The following is a 14,479-nucleotide window of genomic DNA, read 5'->3' on the forward strand; positions in this document are numbered from 1 at the left end:
TGAGTTCCGGCGGCCCCTGCGGTCCTACCGGCATGACGAAACCGACGCTGGCCCTGACCGGGCCCGACGTGGCGGCGGGCGGCGCGCCCGCCGCCTGCCTCCGGCTGGCGGAGCTGTACGCGGCCGGGGCCGCCGCCGTGGTGTGCGACCTCGGCGGGATCGGGCCGCCGGGCCTCGGGGCCGTGGACACCCTGGCCCGGCTGCGGCTGACCGCCCGCCGCCTCGGGTGCAGCCTGACGGTGACCGGCGCCGGGCCCGAGCTGCGGGCGCTGCTCGCCTTCGCCGGGTTAGGGGAGCTCCTCCGGGAGCCCGAACAGGGGGAACCACCGGTCGGTGTCGAGGAAGGCGTTGAGCCCGGCGATCCGGCCCCCTGACACCTCCAGCACCTGGAGCGCCCACGGGACGTGGCCCGGCCGGCCGTCCTGCCGCGGCCGGTACTGGGCGAAGGCGGGCAGCCCGTTCGCGGTCGTCGGGACGAGGCGGGAGCCCTTGCAGCCGATGCCCTGGTTCAGGTGCCAGGCCGCGATGTCCGCGGGGCCCTGGAGCCACAGGTCGTACGGCGGCATGGACAGCACCGCGTCCTCGTGGAGCAGCGCGGTCAGCCCGGTGATGTCGTACGCCTCGAACGCGGACAGGTACCGCTCCAGCAGCTGCACCTGCCCGGCGTCCAGCGGGTCCGCGGCCTCGCTGTCGCGGACCGGCCGGGCGGAGAGCGTGGCCCGCGCCCGCTGGAGCGCGCTGTTCACGGAGGCGCTGGTGGTCTCCAGCAGCGCCGCGACCTCGTCCGCCTTCCAGGCCAGCACCTCCCGCAGGATCAGCACGGCCCGCTGCCGGGGCGGCAGGTGCTGGAGCGCCGCCATGAACGCGAGCCGGACCGACTCCCGGGCCAGCGCCGCCTCCGCCGGGTCGGCGGTCTGCGGCAGCACCCGGGCGTCGGGGACCGGCTCCAGCCAGGTCACCTCCGGCCGCTCGTTCAGCACCGCCGAGGCCTGGTGCTGCGGCGAGGTCAGGTCCATCGGGCGGGCCCGCCTGCTGCCCGCGCTGAGCAGGTCCATGCAGACGTTGGTGGCGATCCGGTAGAGCCAGGAGCGCAGCGAGGAGCGGCCCTCGAACTTCGCGTAGCCGCGCCAGGCCCGTACGTACGTGTCCTGCACCGCGTCCTCCGCGTCGAACGCGGAGCCCAGCATGCGGTAGCAGTAGCCGGTGAGCTCGACCCGGTAGCGGTCCAGGGCCGCGTCCAGGTCCTCGCGTGCGCCCGCCGAGGCGGTGCCGAGGCTGCCGGTGTCCGTCATGTGTGCCGCTCCCCCTGGTCGGTCCCGATGGACTGGAACCTACCCGAGGGGTCCGACAGCCGCAGGGCGAGCGGTGCCGGGCGCCGCCGGCCGGCCCCGGAGAAGAGGAGGCGGGCCCCGGGGATCGCCCGGGGCCCGCCGCGCGTCCCCGCACGGACGCGTTCGCCGGAAGGTCTGTCAGCGGGCGGCGGCCGCCCGCACCGGCAGGCGCCGCTCCGCGCGGGCGGCGTGCGAGCCGTACAGGGTGATCGAGACGACGCCCAGCACCGCCAGCAGCGCGATCCCGGCCGTCGCCGCCCAGCCGCCCGTGTGGTAGGCGAGGGCGCCGAGGGTGCCGCCCGCGCTGGAGCCGAGGTAGTACGCGGACTGGTACAGGGCGGAGGCCTGTGCCCGGCCCGTGGCGGCGGTGCGGCTGACCGCCGCCGACGCCACGGCGTGGCCCGCGAAGAAGCCCGCGGTGATCAGCACCAGCCCGGCCAGCACCGCGGCCAGCGCGTCGGCGAGCGAGAGCAGCAGGCCGAGCGCGGTGGTGGCCACGGCCAGGTACAGGGCCCCGCGCCGCCCGACCCGCGCCACCAGGGCTCCCGCGGCCGCGGAGGACGCCGTACCGACCAGGTAGATCAGGAAGACGGAGCCGACGACGCCCTGCCCGAGGGAGAACGGCTCCTCGACGAGCCGGTAGCCGATCACCGTGTACACGGCCCCGAAGACGGTCATGAACAGCGCGCCGATCCCGTACAGCCGCAGCAGCAGCGGGTCGCGCAGGTGCCGGGCGACGGCGGCGCCCACCGCGCGCGGGGCGAGCGGCGCCGGGCGGAAGAACCGGGCCCGCGGCAGCAGCACCCGGTAGGCGGCGGCGCAGGCCAGCGCCAGCACGCCCACGGTCAGCAGGCCGGCCCGCCAGCCCCACGCCTGGGCCGCCCAGCCGGTGGCGATGCGGCCGCTCATCCCGCCGATGGAGTTGCCCGCCACGAACAGGCCGATCGCGCCGACCAGCGCCTTCGGCTCGACCTCCTCCGCCAGGTACGCCATCGCCGAGGCGGGGACGCCGGCGATCGCCGCGCCCTGGACGGCCCGCAGCACGACCAGCCACTCCAGGTCGGGGGCGAACGGCACCAGCAGTCCGACGCCGACGGCGACCGCGAGGGAGACCGTCATCAGCCGGGTCCGCCCGAAGCGCTCGGACAGCGCGCTCAGCGGCAGCACGAACAGGGCGAGTGCGCCGGTCGCGGCGGAGACGGTCCAGCTGGCCTGACCCGCCGTCACCCCGAAGCCGTCCGAGATCGCCGGCAGCAGCGCCTGGGTGGAGTAGAGGAGGGCGAACGTCGCGAGTCCGGCGGCGAAGAGCGCGAGGCTCATCCGGCGGTAGCCGGGGCGGCCGGGGGAGTGGGCGCGGAGGGGCTTCGGGGACGACGGGGTGGAGGCACCCGTGCGGACGGGTGCCCCGGTATGAGCGGGAGGCATGCAACGACCGTAGACCCGGCCCGTTTCATGCGTCCAATGCACAGAATCGCGATAATCGATCCACTGGTGCATCAGCGCTGTTCAGGAGGGCGCATGTCAGCGAACCGTTACGAAGAAGACATGGCCGTGACAAGTCTGCTGGCGCCGCGGCTGGCGTACTTCGCCGCGGTCGCCCGCCACGAGCACGTCACGCGCGCCGCCCACGAGCTCGGCGTCCCGCAGTCCACCCTCTCCCGCGCCATGGTCCGCCTCGAACAGGACCTGGGCGTCTCCCTGTTCGCGCGCCGCGGCCGCACCGTCGCGCTGACCACGGCCGGGCGGACCTTCCTCGCCTCCGCCGAGAAGGCGCTCGCCGAGATCGCCCGCGCCGCCGGATCCGTCCAGCAGGACGCCGACCCGGCCCACGGCAAGGTGGCGTTCGGCTTCCTGCACACCCTCGGCCCCGAGACCGTACCCGGCCTGATCCGCGCCTTCCGCGCCGACCACCCCGGCGTCCGCTTCTCCCTGGTCCAGAACTACGGCGAGGCCATGCTGGAGCGGCTGCGCGCCGGCGAGCTCGACCTGTGCCTGACGTCGCCGCTCCCCGACGCCCCCGACCTGGTGGCCCGCCGCCTCGACGAGCAGCGCCTGCGCCTGGTCGTCCCCGACGACCACCGCCTCGCCGTCCGCAAGCGCATCCGCCTCGCCGAGGCCGCCGAAGAGGTGTTCGTGACCCTGGAGCCGGGCTACGGCCTGCGCCGCATCACCGACGACCTGTGCGCGGAGGCCGGGTTCGCCCCGCGCGTGGCGTTCGAGGGGGAGGAGGCCGAGACGCTGCGCGGCCTGGTCGCCGCCGGCCTCGGGGTGGCCCTGCTGCCGCCTCCCGCGGTCCCCCGGCCGGGTGTGGTCGAGCTGACAGTGACCGCGCCCCGGGCCGTCCGCGAGATCGGCGTCGCCTGGCTCGACGGCCATCCCGACACCCCGCCGGTCGCGCAGTTCAAGCGGTTCCTGCTGTCCCGCCGCGGCCGGCTGATCCCGGAGTGGCACGCCCCGGTTCAGGAGCCGGCCGCCGGCCCCTCCGCGGCCTCCGCCGCGGAGGCGGGCCCGGCCGCCGAGAGCAGGTAGCCCGCCTGGAAGCGGGACTTGGCGCCGACCGCCCGCATGATTCCGGCGATGTGGCGCTGGCAGGTCCGCTCCGACATGCCGAGCCGGCGCGCGATGACCTTGTCCTCCAGCCCCTCCGACAGCAGCCGGACGATCGTCTGGCGCAGCTCGTCCGAGAGCGTCCGTGCGGCCTCCGGGCTGACCGTGGTCGGGAACGGCTCCGCCTTCAGCCAGGACCGCTCGAAGGCGGAGGCCATGAAGTGCACGACGCTCGGCTCGCGCACCACCAGGGCGGCCCCGGTGCGGTCGGGCACCGCCATCAGCCCCGTGTGCCCGTCGAAGATCAGCATCCGCATCAGCCCGTCGCCGAGGGTCCGCACCTGCGCGCCGAGCGCCGTCACCCGCTCCACGTACGCGGCCGTGGGCCGGGAGTAGCGCGCCGTGTGCTGGTAGATCGTCCGCATCCGCACCCCGCGCGCCAGCAGCGACTCGTCCCGCCCGATCGCCTCCTGGAGGGTCTCCTGCGGGCGGGCGCCGCCCGGCTGCGAGGTCAGCAGCTCGCGCTCGCATCCCGCGGCCAGCTCGGTGATCAGCGCCCGCACCGCCCCGAGGTCGGTGACCGTCTCCAGCTCGCAGCTCCCCGGCCCGGTGCGCTCGCGCAGGGCCGCCCCGGCCTCGTACGCCGGCACCAGCGCCTCCAGTCGGCCGCGCAGCCGGTCCATCTCGTCGTGGGTCTCGCGGACGAGCAGCGCCAGCGGGGCCAGTGCCCGGGCGGCCGCCGCACGCGGGGCGACGGCGCACCACCGCTCGCCGCCGCTGCCGGGGGCCCGCTGGAGCAGGTGGGCGGCGGCCAGCTCCGCGATGGCCGCCGCGGCCCTGGCCCCGAGAGCGGCGGTGGCCTCGGCGGGGGCGAAGGAGTGCCGCTCGACGGCGTACGCGTAAAGGCGCCGGGCCGCGGGGCTCAGTTCGCCTCCGGCGGCAGGTGCGGGTTCCTCGGCGGGCATGTGCGTATTCGTCCCGGATTGCGGTTGTTCGTAAACCCCTCGTGTTCCCGCAAGGCGGCAAGACGACCCCCGGCCCGGCGGATCCCAGGCGTCCGGAACCGGCAGAGTGGGGGCACCGGGAGGGGGAAGCGCGGATCGGCGGGATGGTGCGCGGACGGCCGACGACCACGGCTGCCCGCATCCTGCCAGGCCGCGTCCCGCCGTACGGCGGCCGCCCGGTGCGCAGATGCGCGTACGGCGGTGGCCGCACCCGGCAGCCCGGGGCCGTCCGACCGAGAGGGGGCGGAACGGCCGGCCCGCGGTGGACCGGTGCGGCCGCCGCCGCCCCAGAACGCGGGCCTCAGCCTTCGGTCGGCTTCGCGTAGCCGGCGAAGCCGGTCCAGTCGATGACCAGGCAGGGCTCGTCGCCGAGGACCCAGGCGTCGTGGCCCGGCGTGACCTGCATGAAGTCGCCCGCCCCGTAGTCGTCCGACTCGCCGTCGTCCATGACGACGTGCATCCGCCCGCTCACCACGTACCCGGTGTGCGCGGACTGGCAGCTGTCGGTGCCGGCCAGCGGCTTGATGTGCTCCGACCAGCGCCAGCCCGGCTCGAAGACGGCGCGGCCGACGGCTCCGCCCTCCACCTGGATCAGGTCGAGCCGACCCGTGCCGTCCACGAAGGGCCGTGTCTCGTCGGCCTTGTCGAAGTTCCTGCGGACCATGGCCATGGCCATCGCCTCCCGGAGCGCGCTGCCCCCGAGTCCTCTTCCACTCTACGCCGCAGGCCCCTGCTCAGCCGCGCAGCGAACGGCCGAACCCCGAGGCCAGCGGCATGCGCAGGCCGATCGGCGGCGGGGCGGCCAGGGCGTCGGCCACCGGGCGGGAGAAGCGGGCGCACAGCACCGCCCCGAGGACGAAGTCCACGGCCAGGGAGACCACTTCGGACCGGTGCTCGCGTAACCGGTGGCCGTCGGAGTGCACCTCGAAGCGGCAGGTCGCCCGGTTCGCCTTCTTCGCGCGCTCGGCGAGCCGGAAGGAGGACTCCGGATCGCTGCGGGAGTCGTTCGTCCCGTGCACGAGGAGCACCTGCCGGCCGGAGAGCTGCTTCACCGGTTCGGGCGAGTCCGGGTCGGCGGCCGCGCCGAGCGAAGGGGCCAGTGCGACGACGCAGTTGACGGCCTCGTGGTCCGCGGCGAGCAGGGCCGCCCGGCCGCCGGCGCCGTGCCCGGCGAGGCAGACCGGGACGTCCCCGTAGCGGCGCACGGCCTCGTCCGCCGCCCAGCGCGCGTCCTGCTCGGGGGAGCCGCGGCCGCCGTACGCGAGCGTGTGCACCACCAGGCCGTCCGCCCCGCCCGCCCGGGCCAGGGCCCGCGCGAGCGGGCGCACCGGGCCGGGCGCCCACCGGGACCCGCCCGGGAGGAGGAGCACCACGCCGTTGACCGTCGAGACCGAGCCGTTCGCGCCGGACGCCCGCCCCAGGCGGGCCCCGCGCGCCGGCGGCGCAAGATGTGACATGGCGGAACAGTCTCAGACTGACAGGTGTACGCGACCCCCTCCGTACGGTCTCTGTTGGATATCGGAGCCTCACGCCGCCGACGCGCTCTACGCGCGTAGGAGTTACAGTGCGCAGATGACGAGCGAGACCTCCAACCCGCCCACTCCGGACCAGATCCGCCGTGCCCCGAAGGTGCTGCTCCACGACCACCTCGACGGCGGACTGCGCCCCGGCACGATCATCGAGCTGGCCCGCGCGACCGGCTACGACAAGCTGCCCGAGACCGACGCCGACAAGCTGGGCACCTGGTTCCGGGACGCCGCCGACTCCGGCTCCCTGCCCCGCTACCTGGAGACGTTCGCGCACACCTGCGCCGTCATGCAGACGAAGGAGGCGCTCTTCCGGGTCGCCGCCGAGTGCGCCGAGGACCTCGCCGAGGACGGCGTCGTCTACGCCGAGGTGCGCTACGCCCCCGAGCAGCACCTGGAGGCGGGCCTGACCCTCGAAGAGGTCGTCGAGGCCGTGAACGACGGCTTCCGCGAGGGCGAGCGCCGCGCGAAGGCCGCCGGGCACCGCATCCGCGTCGGCGCCCTGCTCACCGCGATGCGCCACGCCGCCCGCGCGCTGGAGATCGCCGAGCTCGCCAACCGCTACCGCGACAACGGCGTCGTCGGCTTCGACATCGCCGGCGCGGAGGCGGGCTTCCCGCCCACCCGCCACCTCGACGCGTTCGAGTACCTCAAGCGCGAGAACAACCACTTCACGATCCACGCGGGCGAGGCGTTCGGCCTGCCGTCGATCTGGCAGGCCCTCCAGTGGTGCGGCGCCGACCGCCTGGGCCACGGCGTGCGGATCATCGACGACATCGAGGTCGCCGAGGACGGCTCCGTCACGCTGGGCCGCCTCGCCTCGTACGTCCGCGACAAGCGCATCCCCCTGGAGATGTGCCCGACGTCGAACCTCCAGACCGCCGCGGCGGCCTCGTACGCCGAACACCCGATCGGCCTGCTGCGCAAGCTGCACTTCCGCCTGACGGTCAACACCGACAACCGGCTGATGAGCGGCACCAGCATGAGCCGCGAGTTCGAGCACCTGATCGATGCCTTCGGCTACACGCTCGACGACATGCAGTGGTTCACCGTCAATGCGATGAAGTCCGCGTTCATTCCTTTCGATGAACGACTCGCGATGATCAACGACGTCATCAAGCCGGGTTACGCCGAGCTGAAGTCGGAATGGCTGTTCCGGCAGACCGCCTCCACCAGCGGTTCTGTGGGGACCCAGGCCACGGCCTGACGAAAGGGGGGCGCCCGGGAAGAGCAATTCCCGGGCGCTTCTTCGTATTTCCCGATGTTTGCGGGCGCCGGTTTGCAGTGGCTAGGTTGCGGAGCCGCCCAGTTCCCCGTCGCAAGGACATCCTTCATGAAGAAGTCAGCTGCCAAGATGCTCGGTGCCGCCGCCATGGGTGCCGCCTTCGCCGCCGCCGCTGCCGGAACCGCCTCGGCGACCCCCGCCGTCGGCCTCACCGACGCGCTCGGCACCGCCACCGGCGCCCTCCAGGGACTCACCAGCCAGCAGCAGGTCAACGCCGACGGCCAGGAGTCCAGCGACCCGGCGGCCCCGGTCGGCGAGCTGGCCAACGCGCTCGGCCCCACCCTCGGCGGCCTCCCGCTGAACGGCGCCCTCGGCGGCTGACCCACCCCGGATCCGTCCCCGGATCCCCTTCGATTCGCAAGCGTGCCCGCGCGGCGCACGCCGGTTCGACCAGGTGTGCGCCGCGCGGCGCCGTGTGCCAGGATCCCCGCCAACCGCCCGCCGAGGCCCGGGCGGGACGCGCCCGGCAACCGCCGGGGGAGAGGTCGCCGGTCATGCGTACGAAGCCACGAACCACCACCGGAGCGGTCGCCGCCGCCCTGCTGCCCGCCCTCGTCCTGGGGGCCACCGCCTGCGGCAGCGGCCCCGGCAGCGGGAAGGCGCCGGACCAGAAGGGCTCCGCCCCCGTCACCGCACCCGCCGGCACGCCCTCCGCGGGCACCTCCCCGGCCCCGGCCGCACCGCCGTCCGGCGGCAGCAGGCTGGAGCGCTCCGCCCTGGCCCCGGGCGACCTGCCCGGCTACCAGGTCTCCGCCCAGGGCAAGAACCCGGCCGCGCCCGACGGCCAGCCCCAGGCCGACCGCAGGACCTGCCAGCCCCTCGCCGACATCATGGGCGACAAGCCGGACCCGGCCGCCCGCGAGACGGTCAACCGCGGCATCGGCTCCCAGAAGGAGGTCGGCCTCGCGGTCTCCGCCTCCGTCAGCTCCTACGCCGAGCGGGACGCCAAGGCGCTCGTCTCCCGGCTGAAGGACGCCGTCGCCGCCTGCGGCACCGGCTTCACCGCCACCGTCCAGAACCAGAGCGGCAGCTACCGCGACGTCCGCGCCGCCGGATACCGCACGGCGGGCGACGACACCGTCAGCTGGACCACCACCGCCGCCGCGCAGGGCGTCTCCGCCCACGTCCACGTGGTCGTCGTCCGCGAGGGCGACACGATCGTGCGCCTGATGGCCCTCAACGTGGCGGCCGCCGGGCAGCAGGCGCAGGTGCCGCAGGAGGTCGCCGACAAGCAGCTGGAGAAGGTCCGCCGCGCGGCCTGAACCGCAGGCCGCGGACGCCGCACGGGCCGGGCCGCCGCAACCCGGGCGGCGGCCCGCCCGTCACCAGGCGGCGGCGGACGGCTTCTCGTTCGGCAGGAGCAGCCACAGCGCCAGGTAGATCAGGAACTGCGGCCCGGGCAGCAGGCACGAGACGGCGAATATCAGCCGCATCGTGTTCGCGGACATTCCGAACCGGCGCGCCAGTCCGGCGCAGACGCCGCCGATCCAGCGGCCGTCACGGGGGCGAACAAGGGCGCTCATGGGATCTCCTCCGTAGATATTCACGGGGTTTTCCGTGATGCCTCAATACTCGCGCGGCACCGCAGACAGAACGTCGGTCCAAGGGCCGAGCCCGACCCTGGCAATTCTCGGGGTGGACCCCTGAGAGGCCTCGGCCCGCGCCGCGCGCGTACGCCGCATCCGCGCCCGCGCCGCCGGGACCACCGCGACGTGCGCCAGCACCACGCCCGCCGTGTTCAGCAGCACCGAGTCCACGTCCACGACCCGCCCCGGAACCGAGCTCTGCAGCATCTCGATGCCGATCGAGACGAGCACCCCCGCGGCCGCGGTCCGCACCAGCGACGACCAGGCCGCCAGCGGCGACGGCGCCAGGCTCCCGCCGGCCAGCGGCAGCAGCACCCCGAGCGGGGCCAGCAGCGCCAGGCCCTCGCCGATCCGGCGGGCCGCCGCCACGGGTCCGTTCTCCAGGTCGGCGCGGATGCCCTCGAACGGCGTCAGGTTCGCGGCCGCCGCCCACGGCACGTCCAGCGGGCGCAGGGTGAGCCAGCCGACGAGGAGCAGGTGGGCGACCAGCAGGGCCCCGCCGAGGAGCCGGAGCCGCAGGTGTAGGGCGGTGGCGGCGCAGTGGCCGGCCTCATGACGCTGCACACCTGCGTGGACGCAGCCTGTGGCGGCTTCGGTTCCGTATGCCTCCGGCAAGGTGAGTCGTACGAGAAGCCGATCGGATGAAAATACGGCGGCTGTGGACGCGCCCCTCCCGGGCACCGGCGTGCGCCACGCACAGTGAGCGCCACGCGACGCATACCCGATGCCGCGGAAGGAGAGCGCCATGCCCGGACCCCGAAGAGACCTCCGCGGCCCCGCCCGGCCCGCCCGCAGGATCGCCGCCCTCGTCGGGGCGCAGGTCCTGGCGGCCGCCCTCGCCGGGCTCGGCGCGCTCCCGGCCCACGCGGCGGACACGGCGGGCGCGGCCGCGACCTGCTTCGGAGCGGCCGCCACCGGTACGCGCGGCACGCCCGGCGACGACGTCCTCATCGGCACGCCCGGGCGCGACGTCCTCGACGGCGGCGACGGCAACGACCTCATCTGCGGCCTCGGCGAGGGCGACGTCCTGCTCGGCGGCGCGGGCGACGACAGGATCGCGGGCGGGGCGGGCGACGACCAGGCCGACGGCGGCCCGGGCGCCGACCTCCTCGTCGGCGACGACGCCGCCTGGACCGGCGGGGCCTCCGGCCCGACGGGCCGGGACCACCTCGTCGGCGGCGGCGGGGCCGACACCCTGGTCGGCGACCACTTCGCCGTGCAGGGCACGGCCGACGGCGCCTCCGCCGACCTGCTCTTCGGCGGCGACGGCGAGGACTCCCTGATCGGCGACAGCGCGGGCGACCGCGCGACCGGCGGGGCGGACGACCGCCTCGACGGCGGCCGCGACAGCGACAGCCTGACCGGCGACTCCAGCGGCTTCCGGGGTGCGACCGGCGCCGGCGACGACGTCCTGCTGGAGGGCGAGGGCGAGACCGGCCAGGCGGTCGGCGACAGCGCCTCCGTCCTCGGCGACACCGCCGGCAGCGGCGGCGACGACCTGATCGACCTCGGCGCGGACGGCGGGTACGGCGCCTGGGGCGACCACCGGGCCTACTCCGGCAAGGCCGTCGGCTCCGGCAACGACCGCATCATGGGCGGCAGCGCGGACGAGACCGTCCTCGCCGGCGACAGCGGCGTCGGCGACCCCTCCGGCGCGACCGCCGGCAACGACGTGATCGACGGCCGCGGCGGCAACGACCTCATCGTCGGCGACAACACCGACTCCCGGTTCGCCCGGGACTCCGTCGGCACGGCGGGCGGCATCGACTTCCTCACCGGCGGATCCGGCGACGACCTGCTGCGCGGCGGCCCGGCCAACGACACCCTGAACGGCCTCACCGGCACGGACGACTGCGACGGCGAGTCCGGCACGAACGTCCGCATCGACTGCGAACTCTGACGGCGCGGGCCGGGCACCGGGCAGCCGGGCAGGCAGGCGCGGAGACCGGGCGCCCGTCACCCGTTCGGCCCACGGCAGCTCGCCCGGGCGGCCCGGCCCCCGCACGCTCGAATGGCCCCACCCGTTCGAGCGAGAGGCCAGGTGGCGCGATGGCGACCACACCCACTCAGACACCCGCGGGCCGCCCCGGCGGCACCGGCGACTGGGCGACCGGCGGCACCGTGTTCGCCGGCGTCATGCTCGCCGTCATCGGCGTGCTCGCGATCTTCGAGGGCATCGCCGCGATCGCCGAGGACGAGGTCTACCAGCGCATCGGCAACTACACCTTCAAGCTGGACCTGACCGGCTGGGGCTGGATCCACCTGATCCTCGGCATCCTGGCCCTGGCGGCAGGCCTGGCCCTGCTCAAGAACGGCGCCCTGTGGGCGCGCATCGCCGGCATCGCACTGGCCTGCCTGTCGCTGATCGCGCACTTCCTGTGGCTGCCGTACCAGCCCTGGTGGTCGGTGATCGCCATCGCCATCGCGATCTTCGTCATCTGGGCCCTGTGCAAGGACCCCGGGTACCCGCCGGACGCCCGCGTCTGACGACCCTCAGCGCAGCGCGAACAGCACGACCAGCGACACGGCGCCCAGGGCGGCCGGTGCGATGACCTCGTAGGACCAGCGCACCCGTACGCCGCCCTGGGCGCCCGCGCGCGAGGCCCCGCGCTCGGCGAGCTCCCGCAGCTCGTCGACGACCCGGTCCGCGGACGCCCGCTGCGGCTCGGCGGCGGAGCCGTCCGCGGCGCCGCCCCCGGCCTTCGGCCCGGACGGCTTCACGGTCAGGCCGCGCCCGGTCAGCCCGCCGCGGCGGCTGAGCCGCCCGCGCTGCGCCCTCTTCCGCTCGCGCAGCGAGACGGGGACGGACCACAGCTGGTAGGTGGAGCCCTCGGCCAGCACCTCGGCGGAGTACCCGGCGCGCACCGTGTCCACGGCCGCCCAGGGCAGCTCGATCACGCGGAACGGGTTGCGGACCCGCATCCGGTCCTCGTTGGCGAAGACGGCCGGGCGCATCGTGAACGCCACGATCATCGGCACCGCGAAGAGGGCGGCTGCGGCCCCGAACCAGCGGGCCGAACCCTCACCCCGGACGATCGCGTCGCCGCAGAGCCATGCGGTCAGCGCCAGCAGCAGGACCCCGGTGACGACGGCCATGGGGGAGCGGTAGACCCGGTCGTCGTAGACCGGCTCGTCAGGAGGCTGCTGGCTGCTCATGCGCCCGATTCTGCCTCACCCGCCCCCGGACGACGACCCCCTGCGCGGCCCCCGTCCCGGCCGCCCGACGGGCGGGTCAGGCGCCGCCGCGGCGGGCGCGCAGCAGCCGGGCCGCGGCCGTCGCGCCCGTGATCGCGACCAGCCCGGCGCCCGCCGCGACCGTGACCGCGCCGTCGCCGTCCTCCGCCGCGGTTGCGGCGGACGCCGTCGTGACGAGCGCCGCGGGCGCGGCCGCCGCCCCCGCCTGCACGGCCGGGGCCGCGGCCTCCTCCGCAGGCGCCGACGCAGGCGCCGAGGCGGACGCCGCCGCGGGCCGGGCGGCGGCCGGCTTCACGGCCGCGCCCTTCGCCGGCAGCGGGTAGGAGGCCGTCGCCCCGTCCTGCGTGACGACGAGCACCGGCGCACCGGTGTCCGCCTTGGCCAGCCGCAGCCCGAGCCCGTTCACGGTGTCCCCGGGGTGGCTCCGGTCCAGCAGCGCGAGCACCCGCACCATGTACGGGTCGCCGGGCTTCCACTGGGTGCCGACGGCGCGGATCCAGGCCTCCGGGCCCTCCGGCCCGTTCCGCAGCACCGCGACCAGTCCCTCGCCGATGTACACCGGCTCGCCCGCGTACCGGTCGGCGCCGTCCGACGCGGCACCCCCGCCGTACGCCGCGGACGCGCCCTGCGGGGCCTGCGCGGCGACGGCCGTGTACACCCCGCTCGCGGCGGGCCAGAGCAGCGCGCCCGCGAGGGCGGCGGTGACGAGCGGGGTGCGGAGGGCGGGGGCGGTACGCATCACGACTCCTGGAGCTGTGTCGAGGATGGGCGGGAGAGTCGCATGCCGCGCGTTCTCGGGCGGGGCGGGCGGTCGCCGGGTCGGGCCGTGGTCCGTGGTCCGGGAGGTCTGGCGGGCTGCTGGGAAAAATCTATGCGCGGGTTTCGGCCGGACCGTCGGATTCCCGTCATGGCCGTGTAACGGCGGTGACCAGCGCCTTTGCACACCCCTCACAGCACGGATGCAGCCGACCCCGCACAGATGTGCAGCCTTGGGGGGTGACAGGCCGCTACGCGCGTAGATATGCTCGTCTGGTGACCATGCCCACCACCCTCACCGCATTCGCCGACGTGACGACGTCCGACAGTGCGCTGCGCCGCTTCCTGCACGGGCTGCCCGGCGTGGACGCCGTCGGCCTGGAGGCCCGCGCGGCCGCGCTCGGGACCCGTTCGATCAAGACGACGGCCAAGGCGTACGCCATCGACCTCGCCATCTCGATGATCGACCTGACCACGCTTGAGGGTGCCGACACCCCGGGCAAGGTCCGTGCGCTCGCCGCGAAGGCCGTCCACCCCGACCCGACCGACCGTACGACGCCCATGACCGCAGCGGTCTGCGTCTACCCGGACATGGTGGCCACCGCGAAGGCCGCCCTGAACGGCGCCGACGTCAAGGTGGCGTCCGTCGCGACCGCCTTCCCGGCCGGCCGCGCCGCGCTGCCCGTCAAGCTCGCCGACACCCGCGACGCCGTCGCCGCCGGCGCCGACGAGATCGACATGGTCATCGACCGTGGCGCCTTCCTCGCCGGCCGCTACCTGGAGACGTACGAGCTGATCAGGTCCGTGAAGGAGGCGTGTGTCCGCGAGGACGGCACCGCCGCCCGCCTGAAGGTCATCTTCGAGACCGGCGAGCTGTCGACGTACGACAACATCCGCCGCGCCTCCTGGATCGGCATGCTCGCCGGCGCCGACTTCATCAAGACCTCGACCGGCAAGGTGGGCACCAACGCCACCCCGGCCAACACCCTCCTGATGCTGGAGGCCGTCCGCGACTTCCGGGCGCAGACCGGCATCCAGATCGGCGTGAAGCCGGCCGGCGGCATCCGCACGACCAAGGACGCGATCAAGTTCCTGGTCCTGGTCAACGAGACCGCGGGCGAGGACTGGCTGACCAGCGAGTGGTTCCGCTTCGGCGCCTCCAGCCTGCTCAACGACCTGCTGATGCAGCGCCAGAAGCTGACGACCGGCCGTTACTCCGGTCCCGACTACGTGACGGTGGACTGATCAC

17 protein-coding genes are annotated in these 14,479 nt (G+C 75.0%); 8 read left to right on the plus strand and 9 right to left on the minus strand.

What is annotated here, in order from left to right:
* Positions 1 to 32: 32 nt before the first annotated feature.
* The gene (locus tag C0216_RS03630; RefSeq protein ID WP_114053850.1) at positions 33 to 374 is read left to right on the plus strand and encodes an STAS domain-containing protein; all 342 of its coding nucleotides are present in this window, start codon (positions 33 to 35) and stop codon (positions 372 to 374) included.
* Here the strand turns inward: C0216_RS03630 and C0216_RS03635 are convergent.
* A complete protein-coding gene (locus C0216_RS03635) occupies positions 288 to 1,292 on the minus strand; it encodes a sigma-70 family RNA polymerase sigma factor (RefSeq protein WP_114053851.1) in 1,005 nt (334 codons plus the stop codon). The genes C0216_RS03630 and C0216_RS03635 overlap by 87 nt on opposite strands.
* Before the next feature lie 177 nt (positions 1,293 to 1,469).
* Positions 1,470 to 2,756, minus strand: a complete 1,287-nt coding sequence (locus tag C0216_RS03640) for an MFS transporter (RefSeq protein ID WP_114053852.1) — start codon at positions 2,754 to 2,756, stop codon at positions 1,470 to 1,472.
* Positions 2,757 to 2,819: 63 nt separating this feature from the next.
* Between C0216_RS03640 and C0216_RS03645 the strand changes: the two genes are divergently transcribed.
* Positions 2,820 to 3,860: a LysR family transcriptional regulator gene (locus C0216_RS03645; protein WP_246042768.1), complete on the plus strand. Its 1,041-nt coding sequence runs from the start codon at positions 2,820 to 2,822 to the stop codon at positions 3,858 to 3,860.
* Here the strand turns inward: C0216_RS03645 and C0216_RS03650 are convergent.
* From C0216_RS03650 to C0216_RS03660, 3 genes are all read right to left on the minus strand, one after another.
* Positions 3,791 to 4,843 carry a helix-turn-helix transcriptional regulator gene (locus C0216_RS03650; protein WP_246042305.1) on the minus strand — a complete coding sequence of 351 codons (1,053 nt, stop codon included), beginning with the start codon at positions 4,841 to 4,843 and terminating at the stop codon, positions 3,791 to 3,793. The two genes, C0216_RS03645 and C0216_RS03650, sit on opposite strands and share 70 nt — an antisense overlap.
* 340 nt (positions 4,844 to 5,183) lie before the next feature.
* On the minus strand, positions 5,184 to 5,552 hold the full coding sequence (locus C0216_RS03655; protein ID WP_114053853.1) for a cupin domain-containing protein: 369 nt from the start codon (positions 5,550 to 5,552) through the stop codon (positions 5,184 to 5,186).
* Positions 5,553 to 5,616: 64 nt separating this feature from the next.
* Positions 5,617 to 6,339 (minus strand): alpha/beta hydrolase, encoded by a 723-nt coding sequence (locus C0216_RS03660; RefSeq protein ID WP_114053854.1) that lies wholly within the window; start codon positions 6,337 to 6,339, stop codon positions 5,617 to 5,619.
* Between the two features lie 115 nt (positions 6,340 to 6,454).
* Here C0216_RS03660 and C0216_RS03665 point away from each other — a divergent pair, with 115 nt between their 5' ends.
* The 3 genes from C0216_RS03665 to C0216_RS03675 all read left to right on the plus strand — a co-directional run bounded on the left by C0216_RS03665 (position 6,455) and on the right by C0216_RS03675 (position 8,955).
* On the plus strand, positions 6,455 to 7,615 hold the full coding sequence (locus C0216_RS03665) for an adenosine deaminase (RefSeq protein ID WP_114053855.1): 1,161 nt from the start codon (positions 6,455 to 6,457) through the stop codon (positions 7,613 to 7,615).
* A 126-nt stretch (positions 7,616 to 7,741) separates the two neighbouring features.
* Positions 7,742 to 8,014, plus strand: coding sequence for a hypothetical protein (locus C0216_RS03670; protein ID WP_114053856.1), 273 nt, complete (start codon positions 7,742 to 7,744; stop codon positions 8,012 to 8,014).
* 173 nt (positions 8,015 to 8,187) lie between these two features.
* Positions 8,188 to 8,955 carry a hypothetical protein gene (locus tag C0216_RS03675; protein WP_114053857.1) on the plus strand — a complete coding sequence of 256 codons (768 nt, stop codon included), beginning with the start codon at positions 8,188 to 8,190 and terminating at the stop codon, positions 8,953 to 8,955.
* 60 nt (positions 8,956 to 9,015) lie between these two features.
* Here C0216_RS03675 and C0216_RS03680 read toward each other — a convergent pair whose 3' ends face one another.
* The gene (locus C0216_RS03680) at positions 9,016 to 9,216 is read right to left on the minus strand and encodes a PspC domain-containing protein (RefSeq protein WP_114053858.1); all 201 of its coding nucleotides are present in this window, start codon (positions 9,214 to 9,216) and stop codon (positions 9,016 to 9,018) included.
* A 42-nt stretch (positions 9,217 to 9,258) separates the two neighbouring features.
* Positions 9,259 to 9,843 (minus strand): VanZ family protein, encoded by a 585-nt coding sequence (locus C0216_RS03685; protein ID WP_114053859.1) that lies wholly within the window; start codon positions 9,841 to 9,843, stop codon positions 9,259 to 9,261.
* A 181-nt stretch (positions 9,844 to 10,024) separates the two neighbouring features.
* Here C0216_RS03685 and C0216_RS03690 point away from each other — a divergent pair, with 181 nt between their 5' ends.
* Both C0216_RS03690 and C0216_RS03695 read left to right on the plus strand, forming a co-directional pair.
* Complete coding sequence (locus C0216_RS03690) at positions 10,025 to 11,179, plus strand: calcium-binding protein (RefSeq protein ID WP_162793110.1); 1,155 nt, start codon at positions 10,025 to 10,027, stop codon at positions 11,177 to 11,179.
* 149 nt (positions 11,180 to 11,328) lie between these two features.
* Positions 11,329 to 11,766 carry a DUF7144 family membrane protein gene (locus tag C0216_RS03695; RefSeq protein WP_114053861.1) on the plus strand — a complete coding sequence of 146 codons (438 nt, stop codon included), beginning with the start codon at positions 11,329 to 11,331 and terminating at the stop codon, positions 11,764 to 11,766.
* A 6-nt stretch (positions 11,767 to 11,772) separates the two neighbouring features.
* Here the strand turns inward: C0216_RS03695 and C0216_RS03700 are convergent, their stop codons facing one another.
* Together C0216_RS03700 and C0216_RS03705 are read right to left on the minus strand one after the other, a co-directional pair.
* On the minus strand, positions 11,773 to 12,435 hold the full coding sequence (locus C0216_RS03700; RefSeq protein WP_114053862.1) for a PH domain-containing protein: 663 nt from the start codon (positions 12,433 to 12,435) through the stop codon (positions 11,773 to 11,775).
* A gap of 76 nt (positions 12,436 to 12,511) precedes the next feature.
* Entirely contained in the window at positions 12,512 to 13,213 is a 702-nt protein-coding gene (locus C0216_RS03705) for a hypothetical protein (RefSeq protein ID WP_114053863.1), read from the minus strand.
* A 299-nt stretch (positions 13,214 to 13,512) separates the two neighbouring features.
* Here C0216_RS03705 and deoC point away from each other — a divergent pair, with 299 nt between their 5' ends.
* Positions 13,513 to 14,475 carry a deoxyribose-phosphate aldolase gene (deoC, locus tag C0216_RS03710; RefSeq protein WP_114058433.1) on the plus strand — a complete coding sequence of 321 codons (963 nt, stop codon included), beginning with the start codon at positions 13,513 to 13,515 and terminating at the stop codon, positions 14,473 to 14,475.
* Positions 14,476 to 14,479: the final 4 nt, after the last annotated feature.

Source organism: Streptomyces globosus (genome assembly GCF_003325375.1).
Classification (GTDB): domain Bacteria; phylum Actinomycetota; class Actinomycetes; order Streptomycetales; family Streptomycetaceae; genus Streptomyces; species Streptomyces globosus_A.

Excerpts from the sequence above, each read along its gene's own strand:
- C0216_RS03700 (WP_114053862.1), bottom strand. The coding sequence starts at position 12,435 with ATGAGCAGCCAGCAGCCTCCTGACGAGCCGGTCTACGACGACCGGGTC.
- C0216_RS03695 (WP_114053861.1), top strand. The coding sequence starts at position 11,329 with ATGGCGACCACACCCACTCAGACACCCGCGGGCCGCCCCGGCGGCACC.
- C0216_RS03690 (WP_162793110.1), top strand. The coding sequence starts at position 10,025 with ATGCCCGGACCCCGAAGAGACCTCCGCGGCCCCGCCCGGCCCGCCCGC.
- C0216_RS03675 (WP_114053857.1), top strand. The coding sequence starts at position 8,188 with ATGCGTACGAAGCCACGAACCACCACCGGAGCGGTCGCCGCCGCCCTG.
- C0216_RS03640 (WP_114053852.1), bottom strand. The coding sequence starts at position 2,756 with ATGCCTCCCGCTCATACCGGGGCACCCGTCCGCACGGGTGCCTCCACC.
- C0216_RS03670 (WP_114053856.1), top strand. The coding sequence starts at position 7,742 with ATGAAGAAGTCAGCTGCCAAGATGCTCGGTGCCGCCGCCATGGGTGCC.
- C0216_RS03650 (WP_246042305.1), bottom strand. The coding sequence starts at position 4,843 with ATGCCCGCCGAGGAACCCGCACCTGCCGCCGGAGGCGAACTGAGCCCC.
- C0216_RS03635 (WP_114053851.1), bottom strand. The coding sequence starts at position 1,292 with ATGACGGACACCGGCAGCCTCGGCACCGCCTCGGCGGGCGCACGCGAG.
- C0216_RS03665 (WP_114053855.1), top strand. The coding sequence starts at position 6,455 with ATGACGAGCGAGACCTCCAACCCGCCCACTCCGGACCAGATCCGCCGT.
- C0216_RS03660 (WP_114053854.1), bottom strand. The coding sequence starts at position 6,339 with ATGTCACATCTTGCGCCGCCGGCGCGCGGGGCCCGCCTGGGGCGGGCG.
- C0216_RS03680 (WP_114053858.1), bottom strand. The coding sequence starts at position 9,216 with ATGAGCGCCCTTGTTCGCCCCCGTGACGGCCGCTGGATCGGCGGCGTC.
- C0216_RS03705 (WP_114053863.1), bottom strand. The coding sequence starts at position 13,213 with ATGCGTACCGCCCCCGCCCTCCGCACCCCGCTCGTCACCGCCGCCCTC.
- deoC (WP_114058433.1), top strand. The coding sequence starts at position 13,513 with ATGCCCACCACCCTCACCGCATTCGCCGACGTGACGACGTCCGACAGT.
- C0216_RS03630 (WP_114053850.1), top strand. The coding sequence starts at position 33 with ATGACGAAACCGACGCTGGCCCTGACCGGGCCCGACGTGGCGGCGGGC.
- C0216_RS03655 (WP_114053853.1), bottom strand. The coding sequence starts at position 5,552 with ATGGCCATGGTCCGCAGGAACTTCGACAAGGCCGACGAGACACGGCCC.